The organism is Variovorax sp. J2L1-78 (genome assembly GCF_030317205.1).
In the GTDB taxonomy this organism is placed as follows: domain Bacteria; phylum Pseudomonadota; class Gammaproteobacteria; order Burkholderiales; family Burkholderiaceae_C; genus Variovorax; species Variovorax arabinosiphilus.
Genome location: NZ_JASZYB010000001.1, coordinates 612,741 through 629,200, shown reverse-complemented (window position 1 = coordinate 629,200; position 16,460 = coordinate 612,741). Strand labels below are relative to the sequence as shown.

The window sequence follows — 16,460 nt, the reverse complement described above, 5'->3', positions numbered from 1 at the left end:
CGCGAAAAGCGGGAACCGGCACAGTGCCCGCCCTGCGCGCCTATGTCCAGCCCAGCCAGCGCCAGTAGGTGGCACTGAACACCAGCAGCAGGACATAGCCGATCACCGTGACCACCCCGCCGACCCGGGCGAACTGGCGTGCATTGAAGGTATCGGTTCCCAGGCACACCATGTTCTGGGGTGCATTGACGGGCAGGATGAAGCCGAAGCTCACCGCGAAACCCAACACCATGGTCAGCCCCAGCCGATTGAAGTCGCCGGGCAGGATGGCCAGCACGGAGATGAGGATCGGCAGCAGGGCCGACGTCAGCGCCGTGGCGCTCGCAAAGCCCAGATGCACCGCAATCAGGAACGCCGACAGCACCGCCAGGATGCCCAGCGACCCGAGCGACGCCAGGCCCGTACGGGCGATGACTTCATTGGCCAGCCATTGCCCGGCCTGCGTGGTCAAGAGCGCCGTGCCCAGGCTGATGCCCACGCCGAAGACGATCACCGTGCCCCAGGGAATGCGCGACTGCACGTCTTTCCAGCTCATCACGCCCCAGCGTGGCAGCAGCAGCAGCACGAGCCCGGCATAGGTGGTGGAGGTGGTGTCGAAGCTGTGCAGCTTGCCCTCGGTCGACCAGGCCAGCAGCAGCGCCACCGCCACGCCGAGCAGCCGCTTCTGCGCGCCGGGCATCGGACCGAGCGCTGCCAGCTCGCGTTCCACCGCCTCGCGTCCCCCGGCGATGCGGTCCGACTCGGGCGGCAGCATCCACAGCACGGTGAAGTACAGCACCGCCGACATCAGCACCGCCCAGGGCGCGCCGGCCACCAGCCAGTCGATCCAGCTGACGCGCTGACCCAGCATCTTCTCCATGAAGCCCACCGTCAGCAGGTTCTGGGCGGCCGCGGTCTGGATACCGACGTTCCAGATGCTGGTCGCCTGCGCCACGACGATCATGAGGCCGGCGGCCACGTTGGAGCGGCGTTCGACCCCGAACGCGGCGATCACCCCCATCATGATCGGCACCACGCAGGCGCTGCGGGCCGTGGCGCTCGGCACCACCAGGCTCAGCAGCACCGTCACGGCAATGGCGCCCAGCAGGATGCGGCGCGTGCTGGTGCCGACGCGCGACAGCGTGTAGAGCGCGATGCGGCGGTCGAGCCCGGTGTGCGTCATCGCGGCAGCAAGGAACAGCGCGCCGGCCACCAGCGCCAGCGCCGCATTGGAAAAGCCCGTGAGCGCCATCGTGATCGCGGCCGAGGTGCCGTAGAGCTTCGCGGGGTCGGCCACCGTCGGCGCCGTGCCGATCAGGAAGGCCATCAGCGAGGTGATGATGATCGCGCTGGCCTCGTAGGAGACAGCTTCGGTGATCCACACCACGACCGCGAACGCGAGGATGGCAAGCATCCGTTGGCCGGCCGGCGGCAGCGTGCCGCCGAGCGGCAATGCGAGCACCACCAGCAGGGCAGCGATGCCCAGGGCCAGCCCCCATGGCACCGAGGCACGCGCTGCGGGTGGTTGGATGGGCGAGGTGGCGGCCGGTGAGGTCATGCGAGAAGGCGTCCCATGCGGATCGATGGCGCCGGCCCGCAGGGGTGCGCACCGGCGGTTCATTGTGGGAGGCCGAGGCGGGGCGGCGATTGACGGGCATCAACCGACGGCCCGTTCATTGCCGCGGTGCATCGGGCATGAACGCCTGCGTTTCTACAATCCCCGCATGCCCGAGATTCTCAATATTGCCGCCTACCTGTTCTCCGCCATCGACGATCCGCACACGCTGCGCACCACGCTGCTCGACGCGGCCCGGGCGCGGCAGCTCATGGGCACCATCCTCGTGGCGCCCGAAGGCATCAACCTCTTTCTTGCCGGCGCACCGGACGAGGTTCGCGGCTTCGTCGCAGAACTGCGCGCCGACCCGCGCTTCGCCACGCTCGAGACCAAGGAAAGCTGGTCGGCCACGCAACCTTTCCGCCGCATGCTGGTGAAGGTCAAGCGCGAGATCATCCGCATGGACCATCCGGCGATCCAGCCGGCGGCCGGCCGCGCACCGGGGGTCGAGGCCGCCACGCTCAAGCGCTGGCTCGACCAGGGGCACGACGATGCGGGCCAGCCGATCGCCCTGCTCGACACGCGCAACGCCTTCGAGGTCGACCACGGCACCTTCGAAGGCGCCATCGACTGGCGCATCTCGAAGTTCACCGAATTCCCGCCCGCCCTGCTGGCGCACAAGGACGAACTGGCCGGCAAGACGGTGGTGAGCTTCTGCACCGGCGGGATCCGCTGCGAGAAGGCGGCGATCCTGATGCGTGAAGCCGGTGTGGAGAACGTGCTGCAGCTCGAAGGTGGCATCCTCAAGTACTTCGAGGACGTGGGCGGCGCGCACTACCGCGGCGACTGCTTCGTGTTCGACGGTCGCCGCACGCTGGCGCCCGACCTGAGCGCGACCGGCAACGCCGCCAGCGCCCGGGCCGCCGAAGACCCGGACCTCGCGCGCAAGCACTGACCGCGGGGGCTCAGACCGGCGTGGTGCCGGTGTCCGGTTCGGGGCTCTGCACCTTGAAGGGGTGCCCGGGCAGCGGGATGAATTCGGTTTCGCCAGGCACGTGCCCCATGCGCTGCGCCGCCCAGTCGTCGCCGGCCTGCAGGATGCGTTCACGCCGGCTCGAGACGAAGTTCCAGGTGATGAAGCGCGGCCCGTCGAGCGGCGCGCCGCCGATCACCACCAGCCGCACGGCGTCCGCAGCCGTCAGCGTGGCGCCCTGCCCGTCCGGCAGCGCCACCATCGTGTGCGCACCGATCGGCGTGCCGTCGATGGCCAGGTGGCCGTCCACGACATAGATGGCGAGTTCGGCCGCCAGCGCCGGCAGCACGAAGGTCGATCCCGCCTGCAAGGCGACATCGAGATAGACCGTGGGGGCGAAGGTCTTGACCGGAGAGGCCAGGCCGAAGGCTTCGCCGATCAGCACGCGCACCTGCGCGCCCTGTTCGTCGCGCTCGGGAATGGCACGGGACGCGGTGTGCGTGAAGCTGGGCTCGACCTCCTCGAAGGCCTGCGGCAGCGCCGCCCACAGCTGCAGGCCATGGTTGACATACTCGGCGCCCATGAGGCGCTCGGGCTTGCGCTCGGAATGCACGATGCCGCGCCCGGCGGTCATCCAGTTGATGGCGCCGGGCAGGATCTCCTGCACGCTGCCGAGGCTGTCGCGATGCATCATCGCGCCCTCGAACAGATAGGTGACCGTGGCCAGCCCGATGTGCGGATGCGGCCGCACATCGTGCTGGTTGCCCGGCGTCTCGGTGGCCGGGCCGAAGTGGTCGAAGAACACGAAGGGCCCCACCGAACGGCGCTTCGCGGCCGGCAGCAAACGCCGGACCTTGAAGCCACCACCGAGGTCCTTGTCGTTGGGCTGGAGGACGAGTAGTTCGTTCATCGTGGGGCGGCGCGGCCCAAGGCCGCGCATCAGGGTGTGGATCAGCCGTGCAGCTTAGCCGCGATGGCGGCCACGCGTGCGCCGTAGAGCTTCGCGGTGTCGAGGTCGCCCTGCGGCACTTCGGCGGCGCTGGCATCCGACGGCGACTGCACCAGCAGGCCGACCGAGCCACCCAGGTTGTTCACGTCGTTGCGCGTGGCGGCCTTGGTGTTGGCTGGCGGCAGACCCAGGCTGACCCACAGGCCACCGTGCTGCGACGCGAGCGTGTTCAGGTACTGCAGCGTGACCTGCTTGTCGCCGTTGAAGCTGGCGCTGTTGGTGAAACCGCCAAAGACCTTGTCCTGCCAGCCGCGGGTGAACCAGACCTTGGACGAGGCGTCCGCGAACTTCTTGAACTGCCAGCTGGCACCGCCCATGTAGGTGGGCGAGCCGAAGATGATGGCGTGGGCCGCGTTCAGCGTTTCCCAGCCGCCTTCGGGCAGGTTGCCGTCGGCATCGATGGTGATGAGTTCTGCACCGGCGCCGTCGGCGACGGCCTGTGCAACGCGCTGCGTGTGGCCGTAGCCGGAATGGAAGACGATGGCGATCTTGGACATGGTGTGAGTTTTCTTTGGTCGGGATTCAGGGATTCGGAGGGATTCAGGATTCGGCGCTCAGCGCTTGTCGACACTCAGGCGACCGGGACCGAAGGCCCAGACAGTGAGCAGGCCGCCGACCACGGCGATGTTCTTGAAGAACATGAGCTGGTTGACGAAGGCCTTGTCGGCCGGCATGGCCCAGTAGTTGTGGAAGGCGAAGGTGGCGACCAGCGTGAACAGCGCGATGCCCAGGGCGGCCCAGCGCGTCTTGAAGCCGACCAGCAGCATGATGCCCAGGCCGAGTTCGACCAGGATGGCGACCGCGGCAGCCACCTGCGGCAGCGGCAGCCCGACCGAGCTGATGTAGCCGACGGTGCCGGCAAAGCCCATGAGCTTGCCGAAGCCGGCCGGGATGAACAGTGCGGCGATCAGCACGCGCCCGATCAGGGCGACGACATCCTGGCTGCCGGTGGTGGTGACGCCTGCGGCGCGGTTGGCGGTGACGGTGGACATGGAAAGACTCCTCAGTGGATTGAAAAAAGAACAAGGAAACCGCTGCCCGAAGGCAGCCGAACAGAAGAAGCCGCTGCCCAGGGGCAGCGGCGGGGACATCAGGCTCAGGCGGCGAGGTCGAACACCAGCACTTCGGCGTCGTTGCCGGCGGTCAGTGCCAGCTGCGTCTCGCCTTCGAGCATCGCGGCATCACCAGTCGCAAGCTTCGCGCCATTGACCTCGAGCTCGCCGCGCACCAGGTGCACGTAGCTCTTGCGCGCCGGGTCGAGCGTCAGCGAGGCCTTTTCGTCGCCGTCGAGCAGGCCGGCGTAGAGCCTGGCGTCGGCATGCACCGTCACCGAGCCGTCGCTGCCGTCCGGCGAGGCCACCAGGCGCAGGCGACCGCGCTTGTCGGCCGCATCGAACTGCTTCTGCTCGTAGCCCGGCTCGATGCCCTTGACGTTGGGCTGGATCCAGATCTGCAGGAAGTGCGTGGTCTGGTCGGCCTTGTGGTTGAACTCGCTGTGCATCACGCCGCGGCCGGCGCTCATGCGCTGGACGTCGCCGGGCGGAATGCTCTCGACATTGCCCATGCTGTCCTTGTGCGCCAGCTCGCCCGACAGCACGTAGCTGATGATCTCCATGTCCTTGTGGCCGTGCGTGCCGAAGCCGGCACCCGCCGCCACGCGGTCTTCGTTGATCACGCGCAGGTTGCCGTAGCCCATGTGGGCCGGGTCGTAGTAGCCGGCGAAAGAGAAGCTGTGAAAAGACTTGAGCCAGCCGTGATCGGCGTAGCCACGTTCCTGGGATTTGCGAATCGTCAACATCGTTGAACTCCTTGGCCCCTCGGGGCCTTTCGATTGCCGCGCCGTATGCGCAGCGGATGAGGTGAACTTTAGGGCGACTGAGCCGCCTGAAAGTCGTCCGCATTTGATGGCATCATTCAGTTTTTTTGAATGAAGGATCGCCATGCCCAGCGCCCGCGACGTGCTGACCCCCGATGCCCTCGCCATGCTCCAGACGGTGGTGCGCGCGGGCAGCTTCGCCGGCGCCGCACGCGCGATGGCCATGGTGCCCAGCGCCCTGAGCTACCGGGTGCGGCAGATCGAGGACGCGCTCGACGTGCTGCTGTTCGACCGCAGCGCGCGCCAGGCACGGCTCACCGAAGCGGGGGCCGAGCTGCTGCGCGAAGCCCCGCGGCTGCTGGCCGACCTGGAGGCGGTGGCCAACCGCGTCAAGCGCGTGGCCACCGGCTGGGAGCCGCTCTTCACCATCGCGATGGACAGCGTGATCGCCCGCGACCCGATGCTCGACCTGGTCGGCGCCTTCTATGCGCTGGAACCGCCCACGCGCCTGAAGCTGCGCGATGAAACGCTGCTCGGCACCGTCGAAGCGCTGGCCAGCGGCGAGGCCGACCTGGCGGTGGGCTCGGTCCTCGACGCATCGAGCCTGAGCTTTACCGCACCGGGCATCCGCACCCGGCCGCTGGGCGAATTGCGCTTCGTCTACGCGGTGGCGCCGCACCACCCGCTGGCCCGGCTGCCGCAGCCGCTGAGCGATGCCACGCTGCGCAATTACCGCGCCGTGGCTGCGGCCGACTCCTCGCGAGCCGGGCCGACGATGAACGTCAACCTGATCGGCGGACAGGACGTGCTCACCGTGCCCACGATGCAGGCCAAGCTGGCGGCTCAGCTGCACGGCCTGGGCAGCGGCTTCCTGCCGGAGGCGCTGGCGCGGCCCTACATCGAGGCCGGCCACCTGGTCGAGCTGCAGACCGAACGCGTGCGCCCGGTGGGCCAGATGCACCTGGCCTGGCGGGTGCGCTCCGCGGCCCGGCCGGGCCGTGCGCTCGAATGGTGGCTCGCGCAGTTCGAGCACGAAGGCACGCGCCGCGCGCTGCTCGAGCAACACCGGGGCCGCTGAAAGCCGATGTAGAGTCGACGGCCATTCCGCCCTGCTCGCCATTCGAAGAAAGAGACCCGTCATGAACACGTCCGCACCGACCGACCGTCACCGAACCCCCAGCCCGGCGCCGAAGCATTTCGCGATCGTGGGCGCCGGCATGGCGGGCATCGCCTGCGCACGCACGCTGGTCCAGGCCGGCCACCAGGTCACCGTGTTCGAGGCCGAAGACGGCGCGGGCGGCCGCATGGCCAGCGAGTCGACCGCCTTCGGCCGATTCGACAGCGGCGCGCAGTACTTCACCGTGCGTGACGAGCGCTTCGCCCTCGCGCTGCAGACCGTGCCCAAGCTTTGCCGACCCTGGAGCGCCAACCTCGTGCGTGTGCTCGACCCGCACGGCCGTGTGGCCGAAGCCGCGCTCCCCTCGCTCGAACCGCACTACGTGGCCCAGCCGGGCATGGACGCGGTGGTGGCGGCCTGGGCCAAACCGCTGGGCGACAGCCTGGTGACCGGCGTGCAGGTGACGCAGATCGAGCCCGACGCGCTCGACCGCCGCCGCTGGCAGCTGCACACCGAAGGCGGCCCCGGCGTGCCGGTCCACTCGGGTTTCGACGCCGTGCTGCTGGCCATTCCGCCAGCGCGCGCGCGGCTGTTGCTGGGCCGCAGCAAGGTATCGGCCACGCTCGAGCGCAGCATCGCGAAGGTGCACGCCTCGCCGTGCTGGACGCTGATGATCGCCTTCCCGCAGGCCAACCAGCCGACCATGTCGCACCTGGGCCCGCAATGGAACGCGGCACGCAGCACGCACCACCGCGTCGCCTGGCTGGCGCGCGAATCGTCCAAGCCGGGCCGCGACCCGGTCGAGCGCTGGACACTGCAGGCCAGCCCGACCTGGTCGCAGGAACACCTGCGCGACGACGCGCCGCGTGTCGAAGCCAAGCTGCTGCGCGCCTTTTCCGAGATCACCGGCATCTACGCCACGCCCAACTACGCCCGCGCCCGCTGCTGGCCCGAGGCGCAGACCCAGGCCCCGCTGGGCAAGCCGCACCTGTGGGACGCCAAGGCCCGCATCGGCCTGGCCGGCGACTGGTGCATGGGCCACCGCGTCGAGGACGCATTTCTCTCCGGCCTCTCGCTGGCCCTGACCGTGGCGTGACGCCGACCGGCCGGTTCGCGCCCTCGCCCACCGGGCCGCTGCACGCGGGCTCGCTGGTGGCGGCGCTGGCCAGCTGGCTCGACGTGCGCGCACGCGGACCGCAAGCCCGCTGGCTGGTGCGCATCGAGGACGCCGATACCGAGCGCTGCCTGCCCGGTCTGGGCGAGCACATCCTGGGACAGCTCGCCGCCTGCGGCCTGGTGCCGGACGACACGCCGGTCTGGCAGACGCAACGCACCGCGCGCTACCAGGCGGCGCTCGACGCGCTGATCGCGACAGACCGCGCCTACCCCTGCGGCTGCTCGCGCAAGGACATCGACGCCGCCCTGGCGGCCCGCGGCATGACGCACACGCGTCACGGCGAACGGGTCTACCCGGGCACCTGCCGCCACGGCCTGCAGGGCAAGCCGGCGCGTGCGTGGCGCTTCGCTGTCGACCCGCTGGCGGCACCGTCCGACCTGTCTGCTCACGATGTGCAGTGGACCGACCGTCGCCTGGGCCCGCAACGCCAGGACGTCGCCGCCGAGGTCGGCGACTTCGTGCTGCGCCGCGCCGACGGCCCCTGGGCCTACCAGCTCGCCGTGGTGGTCGACGATGCCGACCAGGGCGTGACCGACGTGGTACGCGGCGAGGACTTGGCCGACAACACGGCGCGCCAGATCCTGTTGCAGCGCGCGCTCGGCCTGCCGACGCCCAGCTACCTGCACACGCCGCTGGTGCTCGCGCCGGATGGGCAGAAGCTCTCCAAGCAGAACGGCGCAACGCCGCTCGACCTGGGCACGCCGGCCGCCGCCTTGGAGGCGCTCGACCGGGCCGCGCAGGCGCTCGGACTGCCTGCCACGCCGGCCACGACGACCGCCGATGCGCTGGCCGGTTGGGTCGGCCCCTGGCGCCATCTCTACAATTCGCGCCCGTGACAAACCTGCCCGCGACCGACCTCCCCCCCGACGTACCGGGCCCCACCGATCCTGCCGGCGCTGCCGACCCGGCCGCGACCAACCCACGCTATGGCCAACGCCTCAAGAGCTTCGTGAAACGAGGCGGCCGCACGACCGACGGCCAGCAGCGCGCCTACGACGAACTCGGCCCCACCTACCTGCTGCCCTACCGCGCCGCGCCGCTCGACTTCGCCGCCACCTTCGGCCGCGAGGCGCCCACCGTCCTGGAGATCGGCTTCGGCATGGGCGAGGCCACGGCGCACATCGCGGCCGTGATGCCCGAGACGAATTTCCTCTGCTGCGAGGTGCATGAGCCCGGCGTCGGCGCGCTCCTCAAGCGCATCGGCGAGCAGGGCCTGACCAACATCCGCATCTGTGCACACGACGCGGTCGACGTGCTCGACCACATGCTGCCGGCCGGCACGCTGGCCGGGGTGCACATCTTCTTCCCAGACCCGTGGCACAAGAAGCGCCACAACAAGCGCCGGCTGATCCAGTCGCCGCTGGTGGCCAAGCTGGCCGATCGGCTCAAGCCCGGCGGCTACCTGCACTGCGCCACCGACTGGCAGCCTTACGCCGAGCAGATGCTCGAGGTGCTGTCGGCCGAACCGATGCTGCGCAACACCGCCGACGGCTGGGCGGAGAAACCGCACTACCGGCCGCTCACCAAGTTCGAGAACCGCGGCCTCAAGCTGGGCCACGGCGTCTGGGACCTGGTGTTCGCGCGCCGCTGAACCGACCCGTCACGCGCGGGCACGTCCCGGTGGGCGCTGGATGGCACGGGGCTTGCGTAGCCTTTTGTTACTACCTTGGCCAGGAGCATCCATGGCGATTTCACGCAGGCAATGGTTGTCGTACGGCGCGAGCTGCCTGGGTGGCGGCTTCGGGGCGCCGCTTCTCGCGCAGACGGCGCCGGGGCCCCGGCGTGTGGTCTGGGGCCAGTCCGTTCCCTTGACAGGGCCCGCCAGCGAGATCGGCCTGGCCTTCGCGGGCGGTGCCAAGCTGTATGTCGATGCCTTCAACGACGCCAACCCCGGCGCGCGCATCGACCTCCGGCAGGTGGACGACGGCGCCGACCCGGCGCGTGCCGCCGCCAACGCGCAGAAGCTGCTGGCCGACGGCGCCGACCTGCTCTTCGGCTTCGTCGGCACCGCCAGCAGCAACGCCGGCGCCGCGGTCGCCCAGCAGCGCGGCGCCCTCTTCTTCGCGCCCTTCGGCGCAGCCGACACGCTGCGCAGCGCCGCGAACCCCCATGTCTTCCACGTGCGCCCGAGCATGGCCGACGAGGCCTTCAAGATGGTGCGGCACTGCACCACCATCGGCCAGTCGCGCATCGCCGTGCTGGCCGAGGACAACCCCCTGGGCCACGCCGGGCTGCAGGCGGTGAACGACGCCATCGCCGAGCTGAAACTGCCGCCGCTGGTCGGGTCGGCCTTCGTGCCGGCCGGCAGCACGACGGTCGACGCCGCTGTGGCGAGCCTCAGCAAGCTGCAGCCGCAGGTCGTGATCCAGGCGGCGCTGTTCCAGACCACGGCCGCGGTCATCCAGGAAATGCGCAAGGCGGGTTACGTCGGCCTCTTCATGAACTACTCGGTGGTTGGCCTCAACCCCCTCTTCCTGGCGCTGGGCAAGGACATCCGGGGCGTGGTCATCTCGCAGGTGGTGCCCTCGCCGCGCAGCACCTCGGTGGCCGTGGTGCGCGAGTACAACGCCGCCATCGACACGTCCGACCAGACGGCGACCTACGAAAGCCTCGAAGGCTTCATCGCCGCCAAGGCCCTGGCTGAAGGCATCCGCCGCACCGGCCGCACCTTCACGGCCGCGGCCCTGCAGCGCACCCTCTCGGGCATGACGGCCTACGACGTCGGCGGCTTCCGCATCAACCTGCGCGCCGGCGCCCGCGACGCGGCCTGGGGCATCGAGCTGGTGACCGTGACGGCGGACGGGCGGGTGGTGCGCTGAGGAAAACGGAGCCTGGTGGCGGTCGACGGTGCTTGCAGTCACTCGCCCGGATGGCACAGCAGATGCCACCGCACGACTGGCTGCCCGCAATAGCGCGCCTGCACCCGGGGGGCGGCCTCCGCGTCCCCCGACATGAGCCAGCGCCGGTCGATCCATATCATGGCTTCGTAGAGCGACCCGGGATCGCCCGTCGCATCGAACCGATCCAGCAGGACGTCGATGAGCGCCAGGTTCGAGAGCGTGTCGCCGCTCGACGCTCGGCCGCGCAACGGCTCGAGCATCGAAGCATCGGCGTCGAAGGGCCGCACAGCGATACCGCCCGAAGCGGGCCGATGGGGTACGGCCGCATTGGAAGATGCCGAGTTCAAGGCGCATCCCAGGGGCACGCCGAAAGCGACGCCCACGGTCAACGCGACGAGCAGTGGAAGCCCGCGCACGTGCCTGCCCAAGCCAGCGCGAAGCGCCAGGGGATCAAGGTATCGGATCGCAGGGTGCATGAATCGACGTCCTGGTTGCGCGAGGAACCACCGCGGGGGTTCGAGGCAAGTCGGCTCCTCGAAAAAGAAGGCGACTTTGCACCGTTGCGTCGTTGCCATCCATACGGCGCACGGCCTACTGCGGACAGCGTGTTTCGTGGTGGCCGCAGGACCTGGCAGGCCGCGCAGCGGCGTCGATGCGCCAGGGCGCGAGCGGGTCAGCGGTGCTGGTGGGCCGTGTCTTCGTTCGGGATGCCCTCGATCGGCGCCTCGGCCGTGCCGATGGTGCGGCGCGTGATCGCTTCGACCCTCTCGCGCGTGCCCTTCGGATCGGCGATCCACTGCCTGTAGAACTCGTAGGGGCAGTCGACCACGCCTTGGTCGCCTTCGTGCGAGTTCAGGATGCCGGTGTAGCCGCGGTGCACCAGCTTGAAGAGATGGTTCTCCGACTGGCCATGCTTGCGGAAGTCGCGGATGAGCGATTTGCTGAGCGCCGCGTACTGGATGCCCATTTCTTCCGTGCCGCATTCGCCCAGCGTGCGGCCGTCGAAGCCGATCAGCGCCGAATGGCCGAAGTACGAGTACACGCCGTCGAAGCCGGCCGCGTTGGCCACCGCCACGTAGGTGTTGTTGGCGAAGGCCATCGCCTTCGACATCAGGATCTGCTGCTCCTTGGCCGGGTACATGTAGCCCTGGCAACGGATGATGAGCTCGGCGCCCTTCATCGCGCAGTCGCGCCAGATCTCCGGGTAGTTGCCGTCGTCGCAAATGATGAGGCTGACCTTCAGCCCTTTCGGCCCATCGCTCACGTAGGTGCAGTTGCCGGGGTACCACCCTTCGATGGGCACCCACGGCATGATCTTGCGGTACTTCTGGACGATCTCGCCCTGGTCGTTCATCAGGATCAGCGTGTTGTACGGCGCCTTGTCCGGATGCGCCTCGTGCCGCTCGCCGGTCAGCGAGAACACGCCCCACACCTTGGCCTGGCGGCAGGCCTCGGCGAAGATCTCGGTCTCGGCGCCGGGCACCGTGGCGGCGTTCTCGTACATCTCGGCGCTGTCGTACATGATCCCGTGCGTGGAGTACTCGGGGAAGACGACCAGGTCGAGCCCCGGCAGGCCGGATTTCATGCCGACCACCATCTTGGCGATGGCCCTGCAGTTGTCGAGCACCTCGGCCTTGGTGTGCAGCCGCGGCATCTTGTAGTTGACGACCGCGACACCGACGGTGTCCTTGCTGCTGGAAATGTCGCCGTGGATCATGGCATCGACCTCGTGTGGGGTGGTGGGACCGGCATCGATTCTGCGAAGCGGCGCCGCCCTGCCGAATACGTTGATTGACGTAGCGCCACAATGGCGCGATGCCTTCCAGCCCTTCCCCCGCCCCGTCACGCCCCCGCATCTACCTCGCCGGCCCGGATGTCTTCTTCCGCGACAGCGAGGCGATCTTCGAGCGCCTCGTTGCCTTCTGCGACACGCTGGGCCTGCAAGGCGTGCCGCCCTCCGACGGCGGCATCGCGGCCGACCTGCGCCTGGGCGACGAGGAGCGCGCGCAGCGCATCTACGACGGCAACGTGCGCCTGATCCGCGAGGCCGACGGCGTGATCGCCAACCTCGTGCCCTTCCGCGGACACGAGCCCGATTCGGGCACGGTGTTCGAGGTAGGTTTCGCCACCGCGCTGGGCAAACCGGTGGTGGTGTACGGCGTGGCGCCCGGCACCTACGCCGAGCGCGTGTGCGCCACGGTCGAATGCGACACCGGTGCCGACGGGGTGATCCGCGAGCGCGCCAGCGGTGTGATGGTCGAAGGCCTGGGCCAGCGGCTCAACCTGATGCTGACCCGCTCGACAGAGGTTGCCGACTCGGCCGAGGCCGCGCTGGCGCGGCTGGCGCAACGCCTGCGCGCCGCCCGCTGACCTCGTCTGCGCGAGATACTCGCGTGCCCGCTCATCATCTTTTTCACGAGGCTTTCGATGCGACGTCTGCTGCGCAGTGTTCTGTTTCCGGTCCTCGCCGTGGCTGCCGTCACCGCGCACGCCGACACGCTGAAGGTGCTGACGGCCGGCGCTTTCAAGCAGGTGGTGGTCGCGATGGCGCCGGCTTTCGAGGCCCGCACCGGGCACAGGCTCGACATCCAGAACGACACGGCCGGCGCCCTGGTCAAGCGGATCGGCGCCGGCGAACGTTTCGACGTGCTGATGCTGACACCGGCCGCGCTCAAGACGCTTGCCGCGGAAGGCCGCGTGGCGCCCGACAGCATGACGCCGCTGGCCACGGTCGACATCGGCGTCGCCGTGAAGGCCGGTGCGCCCCGCCCGCGCATCGACACGGTGGCCGATTTCAAGCAGGCGCTGCTCGACGCCCGCAAGGTCGCCTACATCGACCCGGCGGCAGGCGGCTCCAGCGGCATCTACCTGGACGGGCTGTTCCAGCGCATGGGCATCGCCGACGCGATCCGCGCCAAGGCGGTGCTGGTGCCCGGTGGCCTGGTGGCCGAGCGCGTCGTCACCGGCGAGGCCGATCTGGCGGTGCACCAGATCAGCGAGATCCTGCCGGTGCGCGGGGCCGAACTCGTCGGGCCGCTGCCGGCGGCCATCCAGAACAGCACGACCTACGCGGGCGCCGTCGCCAGCGACACGGCGCATGCCGAGGCGGCGCGCAGCCTGCTGGCGGCCATGACCGGGCCGGACGCCGCCGCGACCCTCGCCGCCAAGGGGATGACGCCACCCCGCTGAACGCGGGAAAGCCGCCCGCGCACGCGCGTACAGTCGCTGCTTCGCCGCCAGGCAACGCAGAACGCAAGGAGATCGACATGGGCGCGCAGTGGAAAGCAAAGCACAAGGACGTGGCGGCCAACGCCAAGGGCCGGCTCTTCGGCAAGCTGGCCAAGGAAATCATGGTCGCCGCGCGCAGCGGCGCCGACCCGGCGTCGAACGCCCGCCTGCGGCTGGTCGTCGAACAGGCCCGCAAGGTATCGATGCCCAAGGACACGCTCGACCGCGCCATCAAGAAAGGCGCGGGCCTCACCGGTGAATCGGTGCATTTCGAGCACGTCATCTACGAAGGCTTCGCGCCCCACCAGGTGCCGGTGATGGTCGAGTGCCTGACCGACAACGTGAACCGCACCGCACCGCAGATGCGCGTGCTGTTCCGCAAGGGCCAGCTCGGCACCTCGGGCTCGGTGGCCTGGGACTTCGACCACCTGGGCATGATCGAGGCCGCACCGGCCACCGCTGGCGCCGATGCCGAGGTCGCCGCGATCGAGGCCGGCGCGCAGGACCTGGAACCCGGCGAGGAAGAAGGCACCACCCTCTTTCTCACCGCGCCGACCGACCTCGACCTGGTCAGCAAGGCGCTGCCCGACCAGGGCTTCAACGTGCTGTCGGCCAAGCTGGGCTACAAGCCGAAGAACCCGGTCGACCCGGCCTCGCTGAGCGCCGAACAGCTGGAGGAAGTCGAGGCCTTCCTCGCGGCGATCGACGCCAACGACGACGTGCAGAACGTGTACGCGGGACTGGCGGGCTGAGGCGCTGCGGGCGCGCGTCAGCCGATCGACATGTCGAGCGGGGTGGTCTGGAAGGCGAGCTGGCGCCAGCGCCCGGCCTCCCGAACCCAGGTCTGCATGACCCGGGAATCGATGCGAACCGTGCCGCTTCCGTCCTTGCGGACGGCCACCAGCAGCTGGCGGCCGGTCATCAAGGCGCTGTCGCCCAGAACCCGCACCTGGAGCTCGCTGCGGTCGAGCGTCTTGTAGTCGACCTTGAAGCCGCCCGTCGCAAAGTAGCTCGCGTACCCATCGATCTGTCCCTTGGCATGGACATGAATCAGATCGGGGTGGAGGATCTCCTTCAGGCTCTCGATGTCCGCAGCGATCATCGCGTTGCAGCGGCGTGCCTCCATTGCGACCAGCTGGGCCTCGATAGCGTCGCCAGCGGCGCGTGCTGCCGTCATGAGAGGCCTTTCTTGAGGGCCGCATTTCGCTCGGCGAATCGGCCGGACCATTCCGACACCGGCATGAAGCTCGGATCGGCGCGGACCATGCGCTCGGTTTCGGCCCAGAGTTCCTCGTCTGGGCGGTCCAGGTCGAGCGGATCCCCGTGCGGCTGGCTCACATACCAGGGCGTATCGAGGTACACCTCGACGGTGTTGTCCTCCGGGTCCATGCAGTAGATGGAGAGCGCATTGCCATGGTTGAGGCCCCGCATCTTCGTGGCGCCCAGTGCCAGAGCCCTGCGACGCGCCTCGCGCAGGTCGTCGATGGTCTGCACCTTGAACGAGAGCTGCATCACCGTGCTTGGCGCATCGCTGCCACGGCCGCCCGCAAGAACCAGTTGGTGGTGCTGGTCGCCACGCGCACTCAGGAAGATGATCTCGAACTGGAAGGTGACACCGCGGCCGCGGTCGGTCTCGATCAGGTCGAACACGCCGCCGTAGAAGGACTTCATCAGCCCGAGGTCTCGGCAGAAGATGCCGCAGTGCGACAGGTTGGGCTGGTAGCTCGAGGTCATGCGGGCATTCCTTCCGTGGCTTGCGGGAACAGGACGATCTTGCCGAGCGAGCTGCCGCTGTCGAGAAGTTCGTGGGCGCGTCGCGCGTCGGCCAAGGCAAGCCGGGTCGCCGCGGGCGCGCGGACCCGGCCCGATGCCATCAGGCCGATGGCCTCTTCCATCAGGCCGCGTCGTTGAGACCGGTCGTTGTCGACGGTATGGATCGAGAAGGTGCGCACGGCCAGGCTCCTGGAGAGCAGTGCGCGCAATTCGCTGAACACATCGCTCGACGGAGGCCCCGCCAGGATGTTGTACGAGACGACCATACCGAACGGTGCGAGCGCACGCAGGCAGGCCACGAACAGGTCCCCTCCCACATGGTCGAATGCCAGGTCGACGCCGCGACCGCCTGTCGCGGCCATGACGGCCTCGGGCAGTCGGGACGGCGTGCCGTCGACGATCTCGTCGACACCGTTGGCGAGCGCGAAATCCCGCTTGGCCTGGCTGGAGGCGGTGCCAATCACTTTCAGCCCTCGCGACTTCGCGACCTGGGCCACCGCGGTGGCGACGCCTCCCGCCGCACCGGGCAGCAAGACGGATTGAGCGGGCAGGTTGCCGTTGCTGGCCAGAAGCGCCAGCGCCAGCTGGAAATTGCCCAGGCTGACCGCATCGTCGAACCCGACGCCGGCCGGGAGCAGGAACGGAACCGCCTCGGCAACGCAGATGTACTCGGCATAGCACCCGCCGCGCTGCGCCAGCTCCCGCGCGCTGACCAGCACCCGGTCACCGACGGCCCACCGCGTGACGCCTTCGCCAATGGCATCGACGAGCCCGGACATCTCGTTGCCGGGAATGGCGGGCAGCGGCGGCATCCATTTGTAGGTTCCATTGCGAATCAGGACGTCGGGGCCACCGGCACCGATCGCCACCGCACGCACGCGAACCTCTCCCCTGCCCGGCTGCGGCATCGGGAGACTGACAAGCGACAGGACCTCCGGCCCTCCCGTCTGCCTCAACTGCACGGCTTTCATCTCTGTCATTGCGGTTCCAATC

The 16,460-nt window shown here is 69.1% G+C and carries 19 protein-coding genes; 9 read left to right on the top strand and 10 right to left on the bottom strand.

Annotated elements, in window-relative coordinates:
* Positions 1–40: 40 nt before the first annotated feature.
* Positions 41–1,537: a DASS family sodium-coupled anion symporter gene (locus QTH86_RS03000; RefSeq protein ID WP_286646143.1), complete on the bottom strand. Its 1,497-nt coding sequence runs from the start codon at positions 1,535–1,537 to the stop codon at positions 41–43.
* Positions 1,538–1,703: 166 nt separating this feature from the next.
* Here QTH86_RS03000 and QTH86_RS02995 point away from each other — a divergent pair, with 166 nt between their 5' ends.
* Entirely contained in the window at positions 1,704–2,489 is a 786-nt protein-coding gene (locus QTH86_RS02995; protein ID WP_286646144.1) for a sulfurtransferase, read from the top strand.
* Between the two features lie 10 nt (positions 2,490–2,499).
* Here the strand turns inward: QTH86_RS02995 and QTH86_RS02990 are convergent, their stop codons facing one another.
* The 4 genes from QTH86_RS02990 to QTH86_RS02975 all read right to left on the bottom strand — a co-directional run bounded on the left by QTH86_RS02990 (position 2,500) and on the right by QTH86_RS02975 (position 5,314).
* Entirely contained in the window at positions 2,500–3,417 is a 918-nt protein-coding gene (locus QTH86_RS02990; RefSeq protein WP_286646145.1) for a pirin family protein, read from the bottom strand.
* A gap of 41 nt (positions 3,418–3,458) precedes the next feature.
* Positions 3,459–4,013, bottom strand: coding sequence for a flavodoxin family protein (locus QTH86_RS02985; protein ID WP_286646146.1), 555 nt, complete (start codon positions 4,011–4,013; stop codon positions 3,459–3,461).
* A 57-nt stretch (positions 4,014–4,070) separates the two neighbouring features.
* Positions 4,071–4,508: a DoxX family protein gene (locus QTH86_RS02980; protein ID WP_286646147.1), complete on the bottom strand. Its 438-nt coding sequence runs from the start codon at positions 4,506–4,508 to the stop codon at positions 4,071–4,073.
* A 104-nt stretch (positions 4,509–4,612) separates the two neighbouring features.
* Entirely contained in the window at positions 4,613–5,314 is a 702-nt protein-coding gene (locus QTH86_RS02975) for a pirin family protein (RefSeq protein WP_286646148.1), read from the bottom strand.
* Positions 5,315–5,456: 142 nt separating this feature from the next.
* Here QTH86_RS02975 and QTH86_RS02970 point away from each other — a divergent pair, with 142 nt between their 5' ends.
* The 5 genes from QTH86_RS02970 (at position 5,457) to QTH86_RS02950 (ending at position 10,445) form a co-directional block, all read left to right on the top strand.
* Complete coding sequence (locus QTH86_RS02970; protein WP_286646149.1) at positions 5,457–6,410, top strand: LysR family transcriptional regulator; 954 nt, start codon at positions 5,457–5,459, stop codon at positions 6,408–6,410.
* 40 nt (positions 6,411–6,450) lie between these two features.
* Positions 6,451–7,545: an NAD(P)/FAD-dependent oxidoreductase gene (locus QTH86_RS02965; RefSeq protein ID WP_353505992.1), complete on the top strand. Its 1,095-nt coding sequence runs from the start codon at positions 6,451–6,453 to the stop codon at positions 7,543–7,545.
* Positions 7,542–8,462 (top strand): tRNA glutamyl-Q(34) synthetase GluQRS, encoded by a 921-nt coding sequence (gene gluQRS, locus QTH86_RS02960; protein WP_286646151.1) that lies wholly within the window; start codon positions 7,542–7,544, stop codon positions 8,460–8,462. Before QTH86_RS02965 ends, gluQRS begins: the two co-directional genes overlap by 4 nt.
* Positions 8,459–9,217: a tRNA (guanosine(46)-N7)-methyltransferase TrmB gene (gene trmB, locus QTH86_RS02955; RefSeq protein ID WP_286646152.1), complete on the top strand. Its 759-nt coding sequence runs from the start codon at positions 8,459–8,461 to the stop codon at positions 9,215–9,217. The genes gluQRS and trmB overlap by 4 nt, the downstream gene beginning before the upstream one ends.
* A gap of 91 nt (positions 9,218–9,308) precedes the next feature.
* A complete protein-coding gene (locus QTH86_RS02950) occupies positions 9,309–10,445 on the top strand; it encodes an ABC transporter substrate-binding protein (RefSeq protein ID WP_286646153.1) in 1,137 nt (378 codons plus the stop codon).
* A 38-nt stretch (positions 10,446–10,483) separates the two neighbouring features.
* Here the strand turns inward: QTH86_RS02950 and QTH86_RS02945 are convergent, their stop codons facing one another.
* Together QTH86_RS02945 and QTH86_RS02940 are read right to left on the bottom strand one after the other, a co-directional pair.
* Positions 10,484–10,942 (bottom strand): hypothetical protein, encoded by a 459-nt coding sequence (locus tag QTH86_RS02945; protein ID WP_286646154.1) that lies wholly within the window; start codon positions 10,940–10,942, stop codon positions 10,484–10,486.
* 197 nt (positions 10,943–11,139) lie between these two features.
* A complete protein-coding gene (locus tag QTH86_RS02940) occupies positions 11,140–12,183 on the bottom strand; it encodes an aliphatic amidase (RefSeq protein WP_286646155.1) in 1,044 nt (347 codons plus the stop codon).
* Positions 12,184–12,281: 98 nt separating this feature from the next.
* Here QTH86_RS02940 and QTH86_RS02935 point away from each other — a divergent pair, with 98 nt between their 5' ends.
* The 3 genes from QTH86_RS02935 (at position 12,282) to QTH86_RS02925 (ending at position 14,446) form a co-directional block, all read left to right on the top strand.
* Positions 12,282–12,836: a nucleoside 2-deoxyribosyltransferase gene (locus QTH86_RS02935; RefSeq protein ID WP_286646156.1), complete on the top strand. Its 555-nt coding sequence runs from the start codon at positions 12,282–12,284 to the stop codon at positions 12,834–12,836.
* Positions 12,837–12,935: 99 nt separating this feature from the next.
* Positions 12,936–13,655, top strand: a complete 720-nt coding sequence (locus QTH86_RS02930; protein WP_286646157.1) for a molybdate ABC transporter substrate-binding protein — start codon at positions 12,936–12,938, stop codon at positions 13,653–13,655.
* Between the two features lie 77 nt (positions 13,656–13,732).
* Positions 13,733–14,446 (top strand): YebC/PmpR family DNA-binding transcriptional regulator, encoded by a 714-nt coding sequence (locus QTH86_RS02925; protein ID WP_286646159.1) that lies wholly within the window; start codon positions 13,733–13,735, stop codon positions 14,444–14,446.
* A gap of 17 nt (positions 14,447–14,463) precedes the next feature.
* Here the strand turns inward: QTH86_RS02925 and QTH86_RS02920 are convergent, their stop codons facing one another.
* Genes QTH86_RS02920 through QTH86_RS02910 form a run of 3 tightly spaced genes read right to left on the bottom strand, consistent with a single transcriptional unit; the run spans position 14,464 to position 16,447 of the window.
* Positions 14,464–14,871: a nuclear transport factor 2 family protein gene (locus tag QTH86_RS02920; protein WP_286646160.1), complete on the bottom strand. Its 408-nt coding sequence runs from the start codon at positions 14,869–14,871 to the stop codon at positions 14,464–14,466.
* Positions 14,868–15,428, bottom strand: a complete 561-nt coding sequence (locus QTH86_RS02915) for a VOC family protein (RefSeq protein ID WP_286646161.1) — start codon at positions 15,426–15,428, stop codon at positions 14,868–14,870. Before QTH86_RS02915 ends, QTH86_RS02920 begins: the two co-directional genes overlap by 4 nt.
* Complete coding sequence (locus QTH86_RS02910; RefSeq protein WP_286646162.1) at positions 15,425–16,447, bottom strand: zinc-dependent alcohol dehydrogenase family protein; 1,023 nt, start codon at positions 16,445–16,447, stop codon at positions 15,425–15,427. The genes QTH86_RS02915 and QTH86_RS02910 overlap by 4 nt, the downstream gene beginning before the upstream one ends.
* Positions 16,448–16,460: the final 13 nt, after the last annotated feature.